The sequence below is a fragment of the Trichocoleus sp. FACHB-262 genome, from assembly GCF_014696035.1.
Taxonomy (GTDB): domain Bacteria; phylum Cyanobacteriota; class Cyanobacteriia; order FACHB-46; family FACHB-46; genus Trichocoleus.
Window position 1 is genome coordinate 243,099 of sequence record NZ_JACJPK010000108.1, and the last position, 20,292, is coordinate 263,390.

Here is a 20,292-nt window from a genome sequence, read left to right on the forward strand (position 1 = left end):
GCTGGCCTGATTTTTCTCTGACCCTTTTCAGAAAAGATTAATTGCCATCGTCATCAGTGGCGAAATAAGTAGCGATCGCCTCGTCCGCTCAGAAAATTAAACTCTTAAGAATTAAAAGGAATGATGCACCTTGTATCCATTAAGGCACTCTAAAGCTAGTGACAGCAAAAGCGGACTAAGATGACCTGGGTGCCTATGGATTTACTCAAGCGGTATGCAGCAGGCGAGCGAGATTTTCGCAGTGCCAATTTAGCAGGTGCAGATTTAGTCAAAGCCGATCTAAGTGAGGCGAATCTGCGAGGGGCTAATTTGAGCGGTGCCAAGCTGCTGGGTGCTTCCTTAATTGGCACAAATCTGAGAGAAGCCAATCTTCGCAATGCGAATTTACAAGCAAACTTGCAAGAAGCAAATCTCACAGGCGCTGACCTCACGGGTGTGGATTTACGAGAAGCTAAGTTGCAGACTGCCAATCTGCGGGGGGCCAACCTCACTAACGCGATTTGTGTGGCGGCTGATTTCAGTGAGGCGAGTTTGAGTGAAGCGAACTTACGCGGCGCTGATCTAAGTCGAGCCAAATTGGCAGAGGCAGCTTTGAATCGGGCCAACTTAACTGATGCGATTCTCAACGGAGCGATGTTAGAAGCGGCCAATCTCACCAACGCCATTTTGCAAGGGGCCGCCTTAGAGCTAGCTAACCTCACCAACGCCATTATGAATGGAGCCATTTTAGAATTGGCTAACCTGCAAGGAGCACACCTCAGCCGTGCCCGCTTAAGCGGAGCCACCTTGATCAAGGCAAACTTGTCAGGAGCAAATCTGAGAGGCGCGAATTTGAGTTGGACTACCTTACGAGGGGCCAACTTGAGTCGCGCCAATCTTTACCGAGCCAACCTGAGTTGGGCCAACCTCAGCGAAGGTAATTTGCAAGAAGCGATTTTGATCGATGCCAAACTCAATCAGGTGAATTTCCGTAACACTAGCTTAGTCGGAGCCATCATGCCTAACGGTAGAACCTATGAGTAGGGTTTGGCCAACTCGACCTAAGCGATCGCCCCTACTTAAGTGGATCGTGGCCCCAGTTCATTAGGGAGTAACGCCAGCGAGTCTGCTCAATATCCCCAGATGGGTGTTGAGCTAAGTGGCGGTGGACATAGCTGATCACTCGCTTCATTTGGGACAAATCACCTTCGTCGTAGTCTGCTTGGGATTTGCTGAGCAGCTCAACGATGTGTTTACCAGATTGATGACCGATGGATTCATGTCCTGATTCTTTCTGACCTACCCCTTTAGACTCTTCGGTTTGAAGCCAAGTGTTGAGTTCGCGAGCCGTCATATTGACACTTTGCTTAAACTCCTCAACCACTGATTTAGCATCTGTAGTCATTCTTAGTCCTCCACTTTTTTGAGGGCTTCGGGTTTGTGAGCCGCTTGTTTGCCAGTTTTGTCACTTTCAACTAAATACTCAGGATGCTCTTGAGAAGCTGCAACATGATGCCCTTTGATTTCAGTTGGAGCAGTAAGCTTTTGCTTGACCTCACCTTGGGTTGTCCCCTGAGAGGTCTTCCACTCCACTGAATCGCCCTGCTTAAATTGTTCTGTCATTGCAGTTACCTCGTTTAATCAGTTGCTGAGTTAAGTGATTTTTTAGCTGTAGTTTGGTTTCTTCCGAGAAACTAACTAGCTTTTTAACTATTTGTTAAGCTATGTAAATATAGCCATAAATAACTCTGTCGAAATATGGATCAAGCACCAGTCTGTCAGTTGCGTCTTAAGTAGGACGTCACTTCAGCGATCGCCTAACCAAGCTCCAAGGAACCTTCAGATCCGGTACCTAGCTTGATTAAGAGATCTCAGTAGCAAGGATTATGCCAACTTCATGAATTTAGAGTAGACTCATCTCATTTCAAGCCAAATATTGTTAGTAAAAGTGTGATCCCTGCCTAGTTGGAAAATAGTGTGTAACCACGAACTCAGAAGGTAGGATCAATTAATTTCATCACTATTAAGACGCATAAAAGTTTGTCAGGCTCTACTGATTAGAAGGGCAGCCTAGTGTAAATAGCTGCTATATCAGCAAGCAGCGATCGCTAGCTAAACCGGGACCTGGCTGGAGTTAGGCACTGACCTAAGGCTGGTTTGAGCAAAAACTCATGGATGAGTGTACCTAGCTGACTTGCTTACTTACAGAATTGCGAGAGGAAATCCTATGGATGCCGCTGAACTGCTGAAACGTTATGCAGCAGGGGAAAGAAATTTTCAAGATGTCAACTTGATGCGTGCATCTTTGAGCGAGGTTAACCTTTGCGGGATAGATTTGACAGGAGCGAACTTATTCGAAGCTAACTTGAGTGGTGCCAACTTGGGAGGGGCGAATTTGAGTCAAGCCAACTTAACGAATGCGACTCTGATTGGTGCCAACCTGATTCGGGTCAACTTTCGCGAAGCCAGCTTGAAGGGAGCGCAGTCGGGTGAAGCCAACTTTCGAGGTGCCATTCTGCAAAATACCAATTTGAGTGAAGCCAATATGGGCGGCGCTAGCTTAATTGAGGCAGATTTGCATGAAGCGAATCTTAGCCGCACCAAGCTAGTAGAAGCAGCACTCAACGGCTCCAACCTGAGTAATACCAACATGACTCATGTCAACCTCAGTCGTGCCTGCTTAGACCGTGCCAATCTCGCTCATAGTATTTTGACCGGTGCTATTTTAGATGCGGCAAAACTTAGTGAAGTGAATTTGAGCAAAGCAGATCTGACTGGAGCGAATCTGCGAGTGGCCCAGCTGAAGCAGGCAAACCTCAGAAATGCCAACTTGAGCTGGGCTACTCTCCGGGGTGCCAATTTGACTAACGTGAACTTGTATCGCGCCAACCTCAGCTGGACAAACTTAACTGAAGCGACCTTAACAGATGCCATGTTGATGGATGCCAACCTGAGACGGGCAACGTTAATTGACACAGACCTAAAAAACGCTAATTTGAGTGGAGCCGTGATGCCTGATGGCACGATTCACAACTAGATAAAGCTTTGTGCTAATAGGCGTTAATTCAGTGTAGCTAAGTCAATTTACCTAACTGAACAGTAGTATTTTGGGTGTTTCTTAGAGCGGAAAGGTTATAACAGTGGAGGTCGCTTGCTGGCAGCGTAGAAGTCATCGTGAGCTAGCAAACGGTTAGAAGTGAAACGCTTGAAGCAGGAGTCTTGCCCCCATGAAAGGGATCGCGATCGCAGCACTTTTTTCGTCAGCGTTCCTCTTACCTCCGCCCCAGGTGAAGGCCATTGAGCTGAAAGCTTTACCGCAACTTGCAGTTTCTACCTCCATTGCTCAGGTTGCCTATCCTGCCACTCCTTTGGTGAATGCTCCACGCAACATTACAGTGTTGGGGCAAGGACAGGTAACGGCTCCAGCAGATATAGCTCGGCTGGAGATTCAAGTAATCACTCGTAATCCGTTTGGTGCAGATGCAGGAGCGCCAAATCAGTTGGCAGTGGGTAATCGACCGCTACAACCTGCGGTTCTACAACCCGTAGTCACAGCGCTACAAGCCATTGGTGTTCCAGCCGAGGCCGTCACAGTGCAAGTAACTTCTAGCGAAAGCGCTGACGTAATTGTTTTGCTCGAAAAGCCAACTCGTCCCCGGGTCCAAGAAGTGGTTTTAACCGCGAACAATGCAGCCCAGAAAACCAATCGTCTTGCCGTTCAAAGCATTGGGGCGGAGTATGCGGTCAAAAACTGTAAGCCTTTAGAAAATGCTTCCCGGCGAGCCGCTTTAAGCGATGCCCAAGAGCGTCTGCGAGCTTTAGCAACAGCGGTGCGAGTTCGGCTCGGAGCCGTTTTGCAAATTACAGAATTGCCTGTCCTAGGATCGCCCTCTGCTTTTTCTAAATGCGGTTCTAAGGTGGGGGGGCCTGCCAATCCTCTCAGTCCTCCCAGTACAGGTGCGCCTCCCTACGATCCTGCGGCCTCTACAGAGGTAAGAGTTTTAAGCCAGATCAGCATCACTTACACAATTGAGTGATTTTAGGCACTAGCCTTGGTAGATAGCTTTGCTCAAAATTTGTTCAAACTCAGGTGAGCTGGGACTCAATGATGTTGAAGCTGTATAACGGTTTGTGTCAATAGATACATTCGTTTTGAACTTGTTTTTGGTTTGGGCAGTTTAAACTTATTACCCGCCTAGAGCGATCGCGAGGCCATAGTATGAATGCGGATGAATTACTGAAACGTTATGCAGCAGGGGAAAGAGACTTTAGTGGCCTCAATCTGATTGGAGTAAACCTGGAAAGAGCAAATCTGGCAGGTGCTAACTTTACAGGTGCCTCGTTTGCGTCTGCCAACTTGAGTCGGGCTTCCTTGACGGGTGCAAACTTAGATGGGGCATTTTTCTATTCAGCAGATTTGAGTTTCGCCAAACTGGGGTACACCCGATTAACGAATGCAGACTTAACCAAAGCCAATCTCAAGGGGGCGTTTCTGGTTAAAGCAGACTTAACAGGCGCTAAAGTGAGCGGAGCAATCCTGGCAGCAGTTAACTTACGAGCCGCTAACTTACAAGAAGTAAACCTCTGTGGAGCCGATTTGCGAAATATCAATCTTCGCTCCACTAATCTCAGCAAGGCGAATCTTAGCTGGGCTAACTTGACCGGGGCACGGCTGAGTGGCGCTTCTCTCAATGGTGCGTTACTAAATGGCGTCAAACTCAGTGCTGCCTTTTTGAATGGTGTGGATTTGAATGGGATTGACTTAGATGGCGTGAATTTAAGTGCTGCCAAGCTAGGCGGAGCCAATCTGAATGGAGCCACCCTCACAGCTGCAAACTTGAGTGCAACCCAATTACGAGTTGCGAGTTTGATTCGAGTGAACTTACATGCCGCTAATTTGAGCGAAGCCGATTTACGCCGAGCCAACTTAAGCGAAGCAACTCTGAGTAAAGCAGACCTCAGTGCTGCGGATTTGACTGAAGCAGACTTAACGGGCGCAAACCTGAATGCAGCGAATCTCTGCGAAGCCAACTTAACCGCAGCTAGTTTTTACCGCGCTTACCTCTGGGGGGCTAAGCTGATGCAAGCAAACCTGTGGCAAACTAACCTGGCAGAAGCGAGCCTCCGAGGAGCAGATATCGCTGATACCAACGAAGATGAGGCAATTCTAGTGGGAGCCACCATGCCCGATGGCAGCTTGTACCGCTAATTCTTTGACTAAACTTTTCTGAATGGAACGATCGCTTCCTGATCTTCTTGAGCCTTCTGCGTTTACTTGAGAGGCGATCGCTGCTAGAAACTTTAGCGGCCTTGAGCCGTGAGACTAGCTTGGCTACAAATAGTAGACCAGCGGGTGACATTCGCTTCCGCCCCGATCAACCCTTGTAATCGACTGCGATAAGCTAGCAGTTCAGCTCGCTTTAATGAATTGGCTGGCAACAAAGGGGTTAAATTATCGATCACCGCCACTGCACATTGCCAATCTTGCCCTGCGGTTGCTTGTTGTAACGTCTGACCCAAGGCATCTGCGCGCTTTTGCCGCGCCACGTTAGCAGCCCTAATTAACTCGTTGCGTCGTACAAACCCTCTAACGTTACGTAGAGCTTTCGTGGCATAAGGATCGCCAGGACGGATTCTGAGCGCAGCTTGAAAACTCGATTGGGCGGTTTGGTAATCTCGCTGTTTATTCGCAGCGTACCCTAGTCGCATGTAACGACGATAACTGGCAGCCTTAGCCCTTTGTTCTTTAGCTCTTTGTTGCTGTTGCGCCTGTTGAGCCGCGGCTGTGGGGGCAGCAATAGCAGGCGTAAGTTCAAAAACTGAACTCGTCAGAGTGAGAGGAATGCAGGCAAGGGCAGCTAGAAATCGTTTCATAAATTGTCTCGCGCTTGGGTGAGCGATCGCATCCAACTATAGCAGGCACAACCGTTCTGGAGCGCAAATTTGGAGCGTAACGGTTGATCACAAGCTACTTGAGTCGCGATCCGCTATGACGTTACCAAACGATGACGTAATTAAACTCAAAAAGTTCCGGAAACTCAAATTTTTTGCTGTAAGATTTTGCCTAAATTAAGGCATAACTGCCCAAGCGTAAGTGAGCACACTCAGCAAACTCACCCCCATAATCATCTCTCTTTGCTGATGCCACAAATGGCGCATATTTGCGATTGTGAAGTCGATCGCGGCCCGTCGCTCTTGCCCCAACTCACTCATCAGCTCGGCCACCCTAGCATCTACTTCGGGCAGTGACACTTCTCCCCGTTGGTAAGCCGCTTGTAGCTCGTTTAACTTGCGCCAATAGTCTTGAGTGGCTGCTAGTAAATTAGGCATGATAAAGGCACTCTCATTAAAATATTTAACTTTTGTAAACATGTTAACGAGGGTGCCTATGGGGTGAGTTCTGTAAATAGGAAGAACCGCGATCGCACGTTAGAGAGAGCTTGTCACTCTTCCTCAAGATGAAACTTCAACCTTCAGCGGCGATCGAAATGTTAAGGATCTGCACTAAGAAAGCCCAGCGATCGCTCACTTCCTCAATTACTTTGGCCGTGGGTTTGCCTGCACCATGCCCTGCTTTAGTCTCAATCCGAATCAAGACGGGAGCGGCCCCTTGGTGGGCGGCTTGAAGCGCTGCGGCAAACTTAAAGCTATGGGCAGGCACCACGCGGTCGTCATGGTCCGCCGTGGTAATCAGAGTGGCAGGATAAGCAGTCCCTGGCTTCAGGTTGTGCAGCGGTGAGTAGCCGTAAAGCGCCTTAAACTCCTCTGACTCTTCCGGAGAACCATAGTCCGAAGTCCAAGCCCAGCCAATGGTGAACTTGTGGAACCGCAACATATCCATCACGCCAACTGCGGGTAGCGCTGCGGCGAATAAATCTGGGCGTTGAGTCATGCAAGCGCCCACCAACAAGCCACCATTACTGCCACCCCCGATCGCTAACTTGCTAGGAGCGGTGTATTGGTTAGCAATCAGCCACTCGGCTGCGGCAATAAAGTCATCAAACACATTTTGCTTGTTGAGCTTTGTCCCTGCCTGATGCCACTCCTCCCCATACTCACCGCCACCGCGCAGATTCGGCATGGCATACACACCGCCGAGTTCCATCCACACCAAGTTGCTAACTGAGAAGCTAGGTGTCAGCGACACGTTAAAGCCACCATAGCCATAGAGGTATGTGGGATTGTTGCCGTCTAGCTGCAAGCCTTTTTTATAAGTAATAAACATGGGCACTTGAGTCCCATCTTTACTGGCGTAAAAAACCTGTTTGGTTTCGTAATCGTCAGGGTTAAAAGCGACAGTTGGCTGCCGAAAAACGCTGCTTTCCCCACTCACCATGTCGTAGCGATAGATGGTCGGCGGAGTAGTAAAACTTGTGAAGCTGTAAAACGTTTCTGTATCCTCTCGTCGTCCGCCAAAGCCCCCGGCTGAGCCAATTCCGGGGAGTACTACTTCTCGAACAAAGGCACCCTCTAAGTCAAAAATTTTGATTTGGCTGCGGGCGTCTTTGAGGTAGGAAGCTACAAACTGATGATTGAGTAGGCCCACACCTTCTAGGGTTTCAGCGGCTTGGGGAATCAGTTCCCGCCAATTTTCTGGGTCTGGAGCCTGAATATCGATCGCGATTACGCGACCCCGTGGTGCCTCTAAATCAGTCTGAAACCAAAAGGTTGAACCTTCATTATCAATAAAGCTATAGCTAGCTTCAAACTCAGAAATCAGTTCGACCACAGCGGCATTAGGGTCCGACAAATCCTTATAGAACACCAGATTCTTCGGATCGGTGCCGCGCCAAACCGAGATGATTAAATAACGGCCATCTTCGGTGACACCGCCATTAAAACCCCATTCTGGTTGATCAGATCGTTGATAAACCAGCACGTCCTCCGCTTGGGGGGTACCTAAACGATGGTAGTAAAGTTTCTGGAAATAGTTGATGGCTTCTAGCTTGGTTGCTTCGTTGGGTTCGTCGTAGCGACTGTAGAAAAAACCTTGGTTGTCATGGGTCCAGGCAGCTCCAGAGAATTTAATCCACTCCAGGCGATCGCTCAAGTCTTGTCCCGTTTCAATATCTCGAACTTGCCATGCCTGCCAATCTGACCCAGATGTGGAGAGACCATAAGCCATGAGCCTAGCGTCTTCACTAATCACCAGCCCAGAAAGAGCCACTGTGCCGTCTTCGGATAGCTTGTTGGGGTCCAGCAAAACTTTAGGTTCAGCATCAAGCGAGGTCAGCGTATAGAGGACGCTCTGGTTTTGCAGACCATCATTCTTAAAGTAGAAATAGCGCTCCGGGACGCCATACTTTTGGGCATCACCACCCCGAAAGGGAATGCCATATTTTTCATAGTCCCAGAGCTGGGTTAAGCGTTGCTGTAGACGATCGCGAACCGCAATTTGATTGAGAAACTGAAAAGTGACTTGGTTTTGGGCTTCTACCCATGCCTGAGTTTCCTCGGAATCCGGGTCTTCTAACCAGCGGTAAGGGTCAGGGACTTCAACGCCGTGATAGACATCAACTTGAGACCCTTGGGGGGTGGGAGGATAAACGAAGGGTTCGTTGGAGTGGGGCATGGTGGCAAGTCAGAGAAGAATAGGGGCAAAAAATATTTTCCGTGAGACTGAAAAGGAGGGAACCCGTCAAAAGCGTGATTCCCTCCTTGAAATGGCGCGATCGCTCCTAGGTCTGAGTAAGTGAGCTAGAGCTTACGCATGGCTCCCACTACCTGCAATCAAGACTTCACCTTTTAGCATTCGCTGAGCCGCATCTAGTAAAGCTTCTTCTAGGTAAGGTTTGGTGAAGTAGCCCTTGGCACCGAGCTGGACAGCCATCTGTCTGTGGCGATCGGCACCCCGCGAGGTCAGCATCGCGATCGGGATGTGGTTGAGGGTGGAGTCTTTCTGAATGCGAGATAGCAGCTCTAGGCCGTCCATTCTAGGCATTTCAATGTCGCAGAACACCATATCGCAGGGCAGACCAGAGCGCAGTTTTTCCCAAGCTTCTTGACCGTCACGCGCTTGTTCAACTCGGTAGCCCACTTTGTTGAACGTCATGGACAACAGCTCACGCACTGTAATCGAGTCATCCACAATCAGAACCGTCGGGTCAGTTTTGGCAACGGCTTCCGCTACAGGAGGTTCAGCGTTTTGATCCCACAGCGTCGTGCTAGCTTCTCGGCGAATCCGACCCATAGACAGGTCGATCAGCTCTAAAACATCCGCGATCGGCATAATCCGACCATCCCCTAGAACTGTTGCACCAGCAACCCCGATTGGTTTAGGGACAGGGCCTTCAAGTTGCTTAATTACAATTTCTTGCTCGCCCAAGACCTGATCGACCTGCAAAGCAATGAAGTTGCCAGCACTACGAAGCACCACAATGGAGACGATGTCATCTTCTTGGTTACCGCCGTAGACGCTACCACGACCGAGATAACGGTTGTACTTGAGAATGTCAGATAACGGTCGGAAGGGTAGCAGCAAATCGCGCCACAGAATACAAGGCTGCCCATCAGGATTAGCTTGAATCCGCTCCTTAGGCACATCTAGCATGTCTTCTACCCCATCCATCGGGAAGGCAATGCGAGCCCGATTACTGATGCAGCAGAGAGCTTTGGAAATGCTCAGGGTAAGGGGAAGGCGAATAGTAAACGTCGTTCCCTTCGCGACGGCAGAGTCAGTAGTGATGGCACCACGAATCTCACCTAAGCTAGTGCGGACAACGTCCATGCCGACTCCACGGCCTGCATAGTCAGTGACTTGATCCTTGGTCGTGAAACCGGGATGGAAGAGCAAGTCATAAACGTCCAAGCGAGAGAGAGTCCTGGCTTCTGCGGGCGTAACCAGACGTTTCTCGATCGCCTTTGTTTTCACTCGATCTGGGTCAACTCCTGCCCCATCATCCGAAACGGAAATCACTGTTTGGTTCCCCTGGTGGAAGGCCCGGATCGTAATACGACCAATAGAGGGCTTGCCTGCCGCTTGCCGTACATCTGGCGTTTCAATTCCGTGGGCGATCGCGTTATTGACCAAGTGAGTCATGGGGTCATAAAGCTGCTCCAAAATCATCTTGTCGATTAAGGTTTCTCGACCTTCGACATGCAGCTCAGCCTGCTTGCCACACTTGAGGGCAATATCTCGCACTGCTCGCGGCAAGCGATCGGCAATTTGGGCGAAGGGGACCATTCGGGAGCGAGTCAGACCTTCTTGCAGTTGAGTCGTCACCTGCCGGAACATCCGGGTGACCTGATCGGTTTCATCCACGATGAATTCGATGTCAGAAGCAGACTCTCGAACTCGGACAATCAACTCAATCATCTCTTGAGACAAGGTATGGAACCCAGTAAAGCGGTCCATCTCTAGGGCATCGAAGCTAGCTCCCGTGGAGTGGCTGTTCTGGGCATCACCATTGCTACCATGTACTGGAGCATGATGACTTTGGCGGCTGGCTAAGAGTGAGCTTTCCAGCAGCGATCGCTCGTACAGGTCACGCATCCGCTGCCCAACATCGCTGAGTTGCTGCACTTGATAAAGCAAATTATCTAGGAACTGCCGCAACCGTTCTTGGTCTTGCTCCAAGCTATTCCGATTGACCACTAGTTCCCCAACCAAGTTGCTGAGGTTATCTAAGTGCTTAACCGGAACCCGCATCGTTTGCTCCGCAAAACCTGCTCCGCCTCGACGCCCTGGCCGACGGTTAGCCTGAGGAGCAGCACCGCGGCTAGTTTTGACGGTTGGAGGACCACCCAAGGTTTTGTCAGCATCCTCTAGAAGCTTCTCTAAATCATCGAATTCACCGTCAAAAGCTCCAGCACCACTGGCAGTAGCACTAAACGCAGACGCTCCTAGCCCATTAACAGAACCAAAAGATTCCTCGTCCAGCAACGCTTCCAATCCTGAAAAGTCCGCGTCGTCTTTGTCTACCTCTGAGATGGAGGGTGGCGCAGCAAAATCATCCTCGCTCAGTAAAGCTTCGAGGTCATCAAAGTTATCGAGAGAATCAGCGGGCGCTGTATCATGCTCAAAGTTACCGTCAAAGCTATCTTCCTCACTAGCGATCGCTAGGAAGTCATCTAAATCAGACCCACCAACATCGGCAGTATCGGCGCTAGCTTGAGCTTGACCCAAATCTAACCCATGGGAAAAATTATCCGTTGAATCTAGAGCAAATAAATCAAAGTCATTGAGATCTGCTGCTTCGGAATCTTCTAGGCCAAAGCTGGTATCCGTTACGTCCGCAGCTTCTGGAACTGCATCTGTTCCTAAATCAAACAGATCGAGATCAACCTCATCAAAGTCAAAGCTTGATTCTGTGGTCAGGTTTGGTGCTGATTCAGTGCTAGTAGTGACGTCGTCTTCCAAGCCGAGTTCTGCATCAACCTCTGTAAAGGCATCTCCAAACTCAGTCGTTTCGGCAACAGGTAAGCCAGAGAGGTCTAGCGCATCAAAGCCGAATTCATCAGTTGATTCAGTGGTGGGGGAGTCAGCAAAAAGATCGACCGCTTCCTCCTCTGCTGTATCGACGCTTTCCGTTTGGAAGAAGGCCCCAAACTCATCGCTGTTATCAGAGGCTAGGTCAGGAGCTACCTCAGAAGTGATAGCTGCATCAGCCTCATCTGCATCAAAGCCTTCAAGCCAACTTTCGGAATCTATGCTCTCAGAAATGCTGGCTTCGCTGAGGCTATCTGATGTTTGTTCGTCAAACAGATCCACTTCATTGAGGCTATCTGACTCTTCTTCGTCAAACAAACTTGCTTCACTGAGGTTATCGGAGGTTTCTTCGCCATCAAATAAGCCTCCTAACGCTAATTCGTCGCCAAAATCTAGTTCGCTCTCAGCACCTAGAGATGGTTCTACAGGCGCTAGAGACTCGGTTAGATCAAGCTCAGAATCATCCAGTAAGCTATCGAATCCTAACTCGCTTTCGTCCAGGCTAGTTTCAGGAGTGTCTAAGTCAAAGGCGAAATCAGCCTCTGAAGATTCATCAAGCTCAACATTGGATAAAGCGTCAAGTTGAGTGTGATTGCTTTCAGAATCTAGGTTAAGAGCTAGTTCGTCGTCAAAATTCAACTCATCAGAAGTGTCTGCCACTGACTCAAAACTAAAGTCTTCAGTCGGTTCTGGGGCTTCAGCAGGCAAGCTATCTAACGAGAAATCATCAAAGCTACCCAAGTCGAGAGCGATCGCCTCTGCCTCTGCCTCAGGCTCTGAAGGCTCATCAAACAAGTCTCCTAGATCTGCTGCTGGAGTGAGTTCGTCGCCAAAGTCCAACTCATCCGAAGTGTCAACCGCTGACTCAAAACTAAAGTCTTCAAAGGCAGATGTTTCCTCAGTAGGCAAGCTATCTAGTAGCAATTCATTTGATGGATCATTCAGCCCCCCAAAGTCTGAGTTGGCATCTCTCGCCTCTAGAGACTCACTCATGAAGTCTTCTAAATCACCTAAATCAGCATTGGATTCTACTGTTTCCGGTGACAAGTCCTCATCAAAAAGCGAGGGTTCTGCCACTGTGGTTTCAGAAACTTCATTCAAGCTTGCGGCAGGCTCTGGCATCCAAGATTCATCAGCCTCATCAGCTCCCATGAGGTCAAAGTCGAGCTCATCTGAGCTGGCGTTTAATTCGTCTGCATCAGTGGTGAGATCAGCAAAATTAGCTTCTACCGAAAAGTCAGCTAGTGGATCGTCAGCGGAGCCACTTAAGTCAGCCGTTTCTTCTAGGTTTAGCGCTGCCAAATCGTTTTCGCTTGGTACGGCTTCAGGCCACAGGTCTGTAGCTTCAGAGCTGGCTAACTCAAAATCAAATTCTTCAGGAGTGACACCGAATTCGCTGGATTCGGTGAGGAGATCGGCTAGCTCGGCATTATCTGCAAAAGATTCCACCAACCCAAGATCATCAACGCTTTCGGTAGCTGCAATTGGTGTAGCGAGTGATAGCTCCTCTAGATCAACCCCAGATGACAAATTGTCTCCCCAGAGGTCGTTAGTTTCATCACTGCTCAGGTCAAAGCCCAGATCGTCACTGCGATCGCTCAGCTCAGACTCAGCCAATAAGTCTGCAAACTCGGCATCATCAGTAGGTTCTTCTAGGAGTAACGATTCGTCAAGCTCAGTGTTGAGACCAGTGTCTGCTACCACCTCATTGAGGTCTGTCTGATCGAAAGCTTCTGAGCTCCACAGGTCTAGGGATTCATCTGCACCAAGAGCTAGGTTTAGCTCGTCGCTTGTCTCGCGATCGCTAACCTCAGTCAACGACCAGTCAGATGAGGCGGCACTGTCAGTCAGTTCTTCTAGCAGAAGCTCTTCATCAGCATCTGGAGCGAGAGTGAATGTCGCTTCAGAATTCTCAGTTTCTAAATCAAAATCAAGACTTTCTAACTGCTCAGCGATCGCAAAGGGATCTTCTCCGTCAGCTCTCGTTGCTTCAGGAGTCGTTATTAGAGCCTCATCTAAATCTAAAGCGTCTAAGTTCCAACTCGCTTCAGGCTCAGAATCGCCACCTGTCAGCCCTTGTTCCTCCCAAGGATCGGCGATCGCAGCCACAGGCTCCTCGGAAGCCAGGTCTAGTACTGGTGCGTCCGCATCAACATCAGGTTCATCTCCCTCGTTAGAGGAAGTGGCGAACAAATCATCTAAATCGGCTTCTGCTGACGTTTCCAAGGAAAAATCTAGGCTCTCTGGCTCAGCCGCTAAGTCTGCCTCTGCCAGTGATAGATCGAGTGGAGTGTCATCTACCTCGTTCATGGGAGCGTCTAACCAAGAAGTCCCAGGCTCGGCTGAGTCGGTTGTCTCCTCTGACCAGAGGTCGTCTGACACATTGTCTGTATCATCGCTGGCTACGAACAGGTCAGCTGCATCTAGAGAGGAAGGTTCCTCGGCGACACCAAATAAATCAGTCAGATCTGCCTCATCTTCAGCTAGAATCCCTGGTTCTAAATCGCTAGGAGATTCCTCACCAAATAGTCCAATAGATTCTGAACCCTCTAAAGCGGCCTCTAGCTCTGCATCAGGCTCAAAGGTTGGCTCAGCGCTGAAGAAATCAGGTTCGCTATCACCCAGTCCCTCAAGAGAGGTTTCTGGGGCAGGCTCATTGAAGAAATCAGTGAAATCATCTGAAACAGCTGCGTTAGTCAGCTCCTCAGAAGAAGTTTTTAGAGAGAGTAGCTCGCTTTCATCAGACTCAGCAAATAAGTCAGGGAACTCTCCCAAATCGTCTGAAGGAACCTCAACGACAATCTCATCAGCAACAACTTCAAATTCGGATAACTCAAAGCTTGACTCAGATATTTCAAAGGCTAAGTTGTCTGCTGAGGTATCTATAGAGTCCTCTACTGCTTCTACACCGAGACTATTGAAAGCAGCATCGTCTGATTCAAGATCTCCGAAAAAGTCTAGATCAGGTTGCTCTTCAGCTTGGTCTTCAAAGGTGATCGCTGCCGCAGAATCCAGTGAGGCATCAGTGAAATCTTCTAAGCCTTGGAAATCTAAAGATTCATCATTGAGCAAGTCATCACTGCCAAACAAGCTAGCGAGGTCATCTCCTCCCCTGGCCTTAGAACTGGAATTCCCAGAGCTCTCTGCATCAAAGAGTAAATCTGAGAAATCATCTGAGTTGACATCACTTTCTAGAGAACCATCTGCTGACTCAGCAGTCTCTCTGATAATTTCTTCTTCCTGCCAAGTCACGCCTAAATCAAGAACTTCCCCTTCAAACAGATCGGCCAAGCTGTTTAGCTCCGCCATTCCTACCTCAGGGCCATTGCGATCGCCTGTAGCCTGCTCAGCCGTAACCAAGTCTGCGTTGAGGTCGGAGGATAAATCTAAACCGAGGTCTGCGTCGTTGGTGACTGCATCTGGTTCTAGGGCAGGGCTACTAAACCAATCCTCAAGCCCATCTGACGGACTACCTTCAGTGAGGTCCACAGCAAAAATGTCATCGGAAGTAGGCTCTTCTGCCGTTTCAAATAAATCGAAGGCTTCAGTCAGAGACTCTTCCGGCTGATTAGTGAGTTCAAAGAGATCTCCATCCAGAAGGTCATCAAATGTAGGTTCTGTTGCAGCTTCGGCGGCGGAAATAGGCACTAGAACGGTCAGAGCGTCCCCAGCTAAAATTGTCGCTGCTTGGTTAGCTAGAACCAACTCCTGTGCTTTTTTGATTTCTTTAATGACAATGGGAGCTAGAGTGCGGTAGGCATTATCAGGGCAGGCGATTGCTTGACGAGACACCTCAAGCAAGTTGCACCAATTTGGCAAATCGAATGGTTCACCTAGTTGTCCTAAGCTACGGCAAAGATCTTGCAGTTGTTTTCGATTCTCTGAGCTTTCCGACTGCTTGAACAACTGCAACATTTCGCGTAAGCGGGTTGGCACATCGCTTTGAAAAAGCAATAGCAACGCACTTTCTTCTTGATGCAGAGGAGCTGCTGCAACTGGGATTGGGGTGGCCTCAACCACAACAGGGATAAAGCTAGACCCTTCTTCGGCTGGAATTACACCACCCGCTTGAGTGATCAGTCCTTCCAAGTGATTGGTGAGCTCGGTAAAAATCGGCTCAATGCCTGACATGATACCGTTTGCAATATCTTCGGTCAGACCAAAAGGTCCTTGAAGTTGCTCTAGGAGTTCGTGCAGAGTATCGAACACCCTAAGAAATAAAGATTCTAATTTTTGATCAACTTTGATGGGGCACTCTTTTAAGAGTTTGAAGCAATCCTCGAGACGGTGCGAAACCTGCTGAATGCTATTGATTCCTAGCATGGCTGCCCCGCCTTTGACAGAGTGAGCCGCTCGGAAGACTTCATTCACCATTTCCGAGTCTTCGATTGTGCTTTGCAGATTCAGCAAACCTTGCTCAATGGTGTTGAGGTGGTCTTTGGCCTCCTCAATGAAGTAACCCATGATCCGCTGCTGTTGTTCTGACTGCATAGCAGTGCCCCGTTCCTTTGGAAAACGTTATTTCTTCTAAATGCTTGCTATCGAAGCGTAGCCTGAGGCCAAAGAGCACCCAAAACTATAGCGTTTGGGTTGTGTTTGACAGAATTTGAAGGCAGGGAGCCGCTCTAGGGCTATGCCATCAGCATCAATTAGCTTGTTTCCTGCGCTCAGATGGGCTTCTACCTAAGATTGTTTTAATGTACCCGATCCTTTTAAAATCGACATCAAAACAAATTAACTTCGAGTTATTCCGCGACATCCAAGCGTTAAAAGTTGCCTTTACTGCCGCTCCCCAGCCTCTACACGGAACCGTTCTACAGAAGTCAAGAGGTCGCGCGCAACTCCTACTAAGTTTTGTAGAGAACCCGAAACTCTTTGAGCTTCCTGAGAGGTTTCTTGTGCCGTTAATTCAACCGACTGCATTACCTGAGCGACCGCTCTCGAAGTTTCAGTCTGCTCTACCGTATCGGCAGTAATGGAACGGACAAGGGCATCAATGCGGTTAGACACTTGAATGATGTCTTCGAGCGATCGCTTCGCTTGTTCTGCTAAGCGAGTTCCCTCAATTACCTGTTGAGTTCCTTCTTCCATTGCTGTCATTACGGAGCCTGTCTCGCTCTGAATTTGTAGCACGATCTGCTCAATTTCCTTCGAAGCTTTCGCGGCCCTGTCTGCGAGCTGTCGGACTTCATCAGCCACAATGGCAAAACCACGTCCAGCTTCACCCGCCCTCGCTGCCTCAATACTAGCGTTAAGTGCCAGGAGGTTGGTACGAGAAGCAATTTGGGAAATCAACGCCACAATTTTTGAAATTTCTTGTGACGACTCGGCCAGCCGCTTCACCTTTCGGGTGGTTTCTGCCACTGTTTCGCGGATCTTGAGAATACCGGAAACCGTGCTTTCTACTGCCTCACCTCCTTTGAGCGCTGTCGCAGAGGCTGAACGAGCCACCTCTTCTGCTTGGCGGGCACTTTCAGCTACCCGTTGAATGGAATCAGTCATGACCTGGACAGAATTGAGGGTGACCGCTAGCTCTTCTGCTTGCCGCAAAGCGTCAGACGATAAGCTGCGAGCGAACATTTCACTGTCGGAAGCGCCTTTGTTTACCTGTCGGGCTGCCAACTTCACCTGCTGTACAATCTCGCGCAGGTTTTGAATCGTTAAGTTAAACGAATCGGCAACTGCTCCCAGTACGTCAGCGGTGACTTCTGCCTGAACTGTCAAGTCACCCCGCGCCGCCCCTTCCACGTCATCTAGGAGGCGAATTACTTGGCGTTGTAGATCTTCTTTGGCTTGCTCTTGCTCTTCCGCCTTCCGTTGCGCCTCACTTGTAGTCGTGAGGATCACCCGTGCCATTTGGTTAAAGCCAGCGGCTAATTGACCAAACTCATCTTCTGAATAGACCGAAGCCCGAGCATCTAAATTCCCTTGAGAGACCGCTTGAAATTGAGCTTGCAAGTTATCAGTTGCTCGCTGAATTTGATTGGCGGTTTTGCGACCCATAAAGTAAGCGACACCACCGCTAGTGACACCAGCCACAACAGCCATGATTAGACCCGTTTGCCTCAAGCTAGCGATGACTTCAGGTCGCTTTTGCTCTACGGCACCCCGCGCTGCGACCCAACTAACCGTTGCCACTGCTAAAGCCGAAATTACTCCCACTGCACCCGCTGTGATTAAGTGCTTGGTTTTAAGCGAGGCATTGTCTAAGAACGACAACATTCCCTGCTCGGAGGTGACGGTAGGCTCTACGTTGAGGCTGTCACTTTGGGTGAAGATGGGGACTTGCTCAGAGTTGCCAGCAATCCCAAATACTTCATCGTCTCGAATAATGGAGCGATCGCCGCTATCGCTGAAATCAACTTCTCCCATATTGGAAAAGCTCAGTCCTGCGCCTGCCTCTGGGGCAGCGCTCTCGTGGCCGCGACGGCTATTTAAGCCGGAAACTGTACCACCCATGCCTCCAAAAGCAGCTGAGCCGACCGAAGGACTAGTGAAACCCGCAGAGCTTTCAGAGATATCAAAGTCAGGTAGGTTGCCTAGATCATCAAATTCATCGAACTCATCTAGAAAGTCGATGCTGCTCTGGCGTCCACCTGCTTCACTAGAGGAGCCTCCGGTCACAGGAGATTCTGGATCTGAGAAGGCGTCGTCAAAGGTGCTAACGTTGTTGTCTTGGGCGTCAAAGCCGTTCCAGTTGGAAGATGAGACGAAAGTTTGCTCATCTTGCTCGTAGTTGCTGGAGTTATAACCGGTTGAATCTAAGTCTGCGTAGCCAAAATTATCAGCATTAAAGTCATCTAGCTCCTCATCAGCCATGAAGAGAGTTTCGTCTTCTCTTAAGGGAAGATTAGAGCTGTATGAACTATTGGCAGAAATGTTGCCGCCAGGGAAAGAGTCTAAAGCCGATGGGCGATCGCTAGGGAGGCTTTCCTCCTCAGCCGCATACAACTGAGCGTCTGGACTCAGATCATCTTCTGGAAAATCTAGGGGTTGAAAGACATCGTCAAACTGATCGAGCGATGCATCAAACTCACTCTGCCCCAAACTAGAGTCGTGGCCAAAGGGCGAAAACTCCTGGGAAGTTCCAGATTGAGACTGTGGATGAGTTCCTGGATCTTGAGCATCTAGATATTCGTCGAAGGCAAATGGATCGGCAGTATTGTCTAAAGGCTCAGAACTTGCATAAGAACTGTTAGCAAATGGATCGGAGAAAGGTGTTGCTGTCGCAGGCGTGTCAACAGGCTCATCAAAAGCCATGGGCATTTCTGTCAAACCCAAGCCAGAGTCAAAATCGTCGAAACTTTCTAACTCAGCATTGTTAAAGTCAAAGGCGGGTTCTTCCTGGGCATGCCAGCTTTCTGCGGCTCCATAGTCAGAGCCACCTGAAAAATTATCTAGCTCTTGAACATTAGGAGAGCCATCATCCAAATTAGCTGCTGAAGCGGCTCCTGCATCCGCATCAGATTCGTTAGTGTAAGCCAATCCACTATTCGCGTAGTCAATAAATTCAGGATCAGAGGTCAAGCCCAGCACCCGTTGATATTGCTCGCGCGCCACATCATACTGCTGGAGTCCGTAGCAGTAAATATGACCCTTTAGAAGATGGACACTGGGGTCATCAGGAAAGTCTTGAGCCAGGCGATCGACAATCGCCGCTGCCTCTTCATAACTGCCCTGATAATATGCCTTCTGGGCTTGTTGATAGTCTTGCGCGTACTCAGTGCTGGATGCCATTTGCCTCCTCCTGCCATTGCACGTATCCCATTTGCTCGAAGCTCACCCTACTTGTGTGGATTGGTTTGCAGCGGGTGATTGAACCACCTTGCTCAACCCTAAATCTAACTAATTCATGAGCTGACTCATGCTGCCCACCGCGCTGATCGAAGAATTGCAATTTGATCGAGTAGTCGGAGCAACTTGTCGTCTTTATTGTCCGTCATCCATTCGCCCCGCAAAAACGGAGCCATACTATCCGGAACATTCGCTGGCATCTGTACCTCATCAATGTCTAGCCAATCCATGCCCACAATTCGATCAACTGCTAACCCTAACATGGTGTCTTGATCTTCGACTGCAATGACAGGAATCTCTGGTCTATCTGTATTGAGAGGATTAGCATCGCCTAGAAATTGGCCTAAATCAGCCACCCAAATAACGCGCCCACGTACATTCAGCGTACCCAAAAGCAAAGGGGAAACGTTCGGGATGGGAGTGATCCGATCCGGCGAAGGTGAAATAACTTCCCGAATTCCTGTAGCAGGTAGAGCAAACTCGTTGCCTGAAGATACATAGAATCTTAGGTGCAACTCACCTTCAGGACTTTCTAATTCCTGAAATTCTGGAGCTTGGTCTTGGCCTCTACCTGTTAAAAAATCTGGGTTCCCAACCATTCACGCCTACCTATCCTCGTAGCAGCTGTTTGACTGTTCCAACTAACTCTGTGGGTTGAAAGGGCTTAGCAATATAAGCATCTGCACCTTGTTTCATGCCCCAGTAGCGATCGAACTCCTCACCTTTGGAAGAGCACATCACTACAGGCACATTTTGGGTTTTGGGATCTGCTTTCAAACGACGACAAACCTCATACCCGTTCATGCGAGGCATCACAATATCCAAGACCACTAAGTCAGGGCAATGTGCTTGGATGCGCTCTAACGCCTCTACCCCATCGCTAGCTACAGTAACAGTTAGGCCACTTCCTTTGAGAAGGTCTGTGATCATCTCCCGTTGCGTGACACTATCTTCCACAACTAGAACTGTACTCATAACCACCCTACCTGCTAACTGCAAAGGTTAACGGGAAAGATCGACCGCGTACACTCTTAAACTTAATCTTTAGATTTGTGTTATTCACCTTAATCCTTGATTTTTAGAATAATCAC

Annotated in this window: 13 protein-coding genes; 4 read left to right on the plus strand and 9 right to left on the minus strand. The window is 49.1% G+C overall.

What is annotated here, in order from left to right:
• Positions 1-180 precede the first annotated feature (180 nt).
• The gene (locus H6F68_RS26725) at positions 181-1,023 is read left to right on the plus strand and encodes a pentapeptide repeat-containing protein (RefSeq protein ID WP_242065668.1); all 843 of its coding nucleotides are present in this window, start codon (positions 181-183) and stop codon (positions 1,021-1,023) included.
• Positions 1,024-1,054: 31 nt separating this feature from the next.
• On the opposite strand, the gene H6F68_RS26730 is transcribed toward H6F68_RS26725, so the two are convergent.
• Together H6F68_RS26730 and H6F68_RS26735 are read right to left on the minus strand one after the other, a co-directional pair.
• Positions 1,055-1,384: a DUF3140 domain-containing protein gene (locus tag H6F68_RS26730; protein ID WP_190563738.1), complete on the minus strand. Its 330-nt coding sequence runs from the start codon at positions 1,382-1,384 to the stop codon at positions 1,055-1,057.
• 2 nt (positions 1,385-1,386) lie between these two features.
• A complete protein-coding gene (locus H6F68_RS26735) occupies positions 1,387-1,602 on the minus strand; it encodes a DUF2945 domain-containing protein (protein ID WP_190563740.1) in 216 nt (71 codons plus the stop codon).
• 604 nt (positions 1,603-2,206) lie between these two features.
• On the opposite strand from H6F68_RS26735, the gene H6F68_RS26740 reads away from it, so the two are divergent.
• The 3 genes from H6F68_RS26740 to H6F68_RS26750 all read left to right on the plus strand — a co-directional run bounded on the left by H6F68_RS26740 (position 2,207) and on the right by H6F68_RS26750 (position 5,188).
• The gene (locus tag H6F68_RS26740) at positions 2,207-3,016 is read left to right on the plus strand and encodes a pentapeptide repeat-containing protein (RefSeq protein WP_190563742.1); all 810 of its coding nucleotides are present in this window, start codon (positions 2,207-2,209) and stop codon (positions 3,014-3,016) included.
• Between the two features lie 190 nt (positions 3,017-3,206).
• Positions 3,207-4,016, plus strand: a complete 810-nt coding sequence (locus tag H6F68_RS26745) for an SIMPL domain-containing protein (protein WP_190433039.1) — start codon at positions 3,207-3,209, stop codon at positions 4,014-4,016.
• Between the two features lie 182 nt (positions 4,017-4,198).
• Entirely contained in the window at positions 4,199-5,188 is a 990-nt protein-coding gene (locus H6F68_RS26750; protein ID WP_190563744.1) for a pentapeptide repeat-containing protein, read from the plus strand.
• Positions 5,189-5,280: 92 nt separating this feature from the next.
• On the opposite strand, the gene H6F68_RS26755 is transcribed toward H6F68_RS26750, so the two are convergent.
• From H6F68_RS26755 to H6F68_RS26785, 7 genes are all read right to left on the minus strand, one after another.
• Positions 5,281-5,853, minus strand: a complete 573-nt coding sequence (locus H6F68_RS26755; protein ID WP_190563746.1) for a hypothetical protein — start codon at positions 5,851-5,853, stop codon at positions 5,281-5,283.
• Between the two features lie 195 nt (positions 5,854-6,048).
• Entirely contained in the window at positions 6,049-6,309 is a 261-nt protein-coding gene (locus tag H6F68_RS26760) for a hypothetical protein (protein WP_242065669.1), read from the minus strand.
• A 136-nt stretch (positions 6,310-6,445) separates the two neighbouring features.
• Entirely contained in the window at positions 6,446-8,551 is a 2,106-nt protein-coding gene (locus tag H6F68_RS26765) for a prolyl oligopeptidase family protein (RefSeq protein ID WP_190563748.1), read from the minus strand.
• Positions 8,552-8,683: 132 nt separating this feature from the next.
• Positions 8,684-15,898: a response regulator gene (locus H6F68_RS26770; RefSeq protein WP_190563750.1), complete on the minus strand. Its 7,215-nt coding sequence runs from the start codon at positions 15,896-15,898 to the stop codon at positions 8,684-8,686.
• Positions 15,899-16,186: 288 nt separating this feature from the next.
• Positions 16,187-19,144, minus strand: a complete 2,958-nt coding sequence (locus tag H6F68_RS26775) for a methyl-accepting chemotaxis protein (RefSeq protein ID WP_190563752.1) — start codon at positions 19,142-19,144, stop codon at positions 16,187-16,189.
• A gap of 125 nt (positions 19,145-19,269) precedes the next feature.
• Complete coding sequence (locus H6F68_RS26780; protein WP_190433052.1) at positions 19,270-19,800, minus strand: chemotaxis protein CheW; 531 nt, start codon at positions 19,798-19,800, stop codon at positions 19,270-19,272.
• A 10-nt stretch (positions 19,801-19,810) separates the two neighbouring features.
• Complete coding sequence (locus H6F68_RS26785) at positions 19,811-20,176, minus strand: response regulator transcription factor (protein ID WP_190433054.1); 366 nt, start codon at positions 20,174-20,176, stop codon at positions 19,811-19,813.
• Positions 20,177-20,292 lie beyond the last annotated feature (116 nt).

Excerpts from the sequence above, each read along its gene's own strand:
- H6F68_RS26725 (WP_242065668.1), top strand. The coding sequence starts at position 181 with ATGACCTGGGTGCCTATGGATTTACTCAAGCGGTATGCAGCAGGCGAG.
- H6F68_RS26730 (WP_190563738.1), bottom strand. The coding sequence starts at position 1,384 with ATGACTACAGATGCTAAATCAGTGGTTGAGGAGTTTAAGCAAAGTGTC.
- H6F68_RS26735 (WP_190563740.1), bottom strand. The coding sequence starts at position 1,602 with ATGACAGAACAATTTAAGCAGGGCGATTCAGTGGAGTGGAAGACCTCT.
- H6F68_RS26740 (WP_190563742.1), top strand. The coding sequence starts at position 2,207 with ATGGATGCCGCTGAACTGCTGAAACGTTATGCAGCAGGGGAAAGAAAT.
- H6F68_RS26745 (WP_190433039.1), top strand. The coding sequence starts at position 3,207 with ATGAAAGGGATCGCGATCGCAGCACTTTTTTCGTCAGCGTTCCTCTTA.
- H6F68_RS26750 (WP_190563744.1), top strand. The coding sequence starts at position 4,199 with ATGAATGCGGATGAATTACTGAAACGTTATGCAGCAGGGGAAAGAGAC.
- H6F68_RS26755 (WP_190563746.1), bottom strand. The coding sequence starts at position 5,853 with ATGAAACGATTTCTAGCTGCCCTTGCCTGCATTCCTCTCACTCTGACG.
- H6F68_RS26760 (WP_242065669.1), bottom strand. The coding sequence starts at position 6,309 with ATGCCTAATTTACTAGCAGCCACTCAAGACTATTGGCGCAAGTTAAAC.
- H6F68_RS26765 (WP_190563748.1), bottom strand. The coding sequence starts at position 8,551 with ATGCCCCACTCCAACGAACCCTTCGTTTATCCTCCCACCCCCCAAGGG.
- H6F68_RS26770 (WP_190563750.1), bottom strand. The coding sequence starts at position 15,898 with ATGCAGTCAGAACAACAGCAGCGGATCATGGGTTACTTCATTGAGGAG.
- H6F68_RS26775 (WP_190563752.1), bottom strand. The coding sequence starts at position 19,144 with ATGGCATCCAGCACTGAGTACGCGCAAGACTATCAACAAGCCCAGAAG.
- H6F68_RS26780 (WP_190433052.1), bottom strand. The coding sequence starts at position 19,800 with ATGGTTGGGAACCCAGATTTTTTAACAGGTAGAGGCCAAGACCAAGCT.
- H6F68_RS26785 (WP_190433054.1), bottom strand. The coding sequence starts at position 20,176 with ATGAGTACAGTTCTAGTTGTGGAAGATAGTGTCACGCAACGGGAGATG.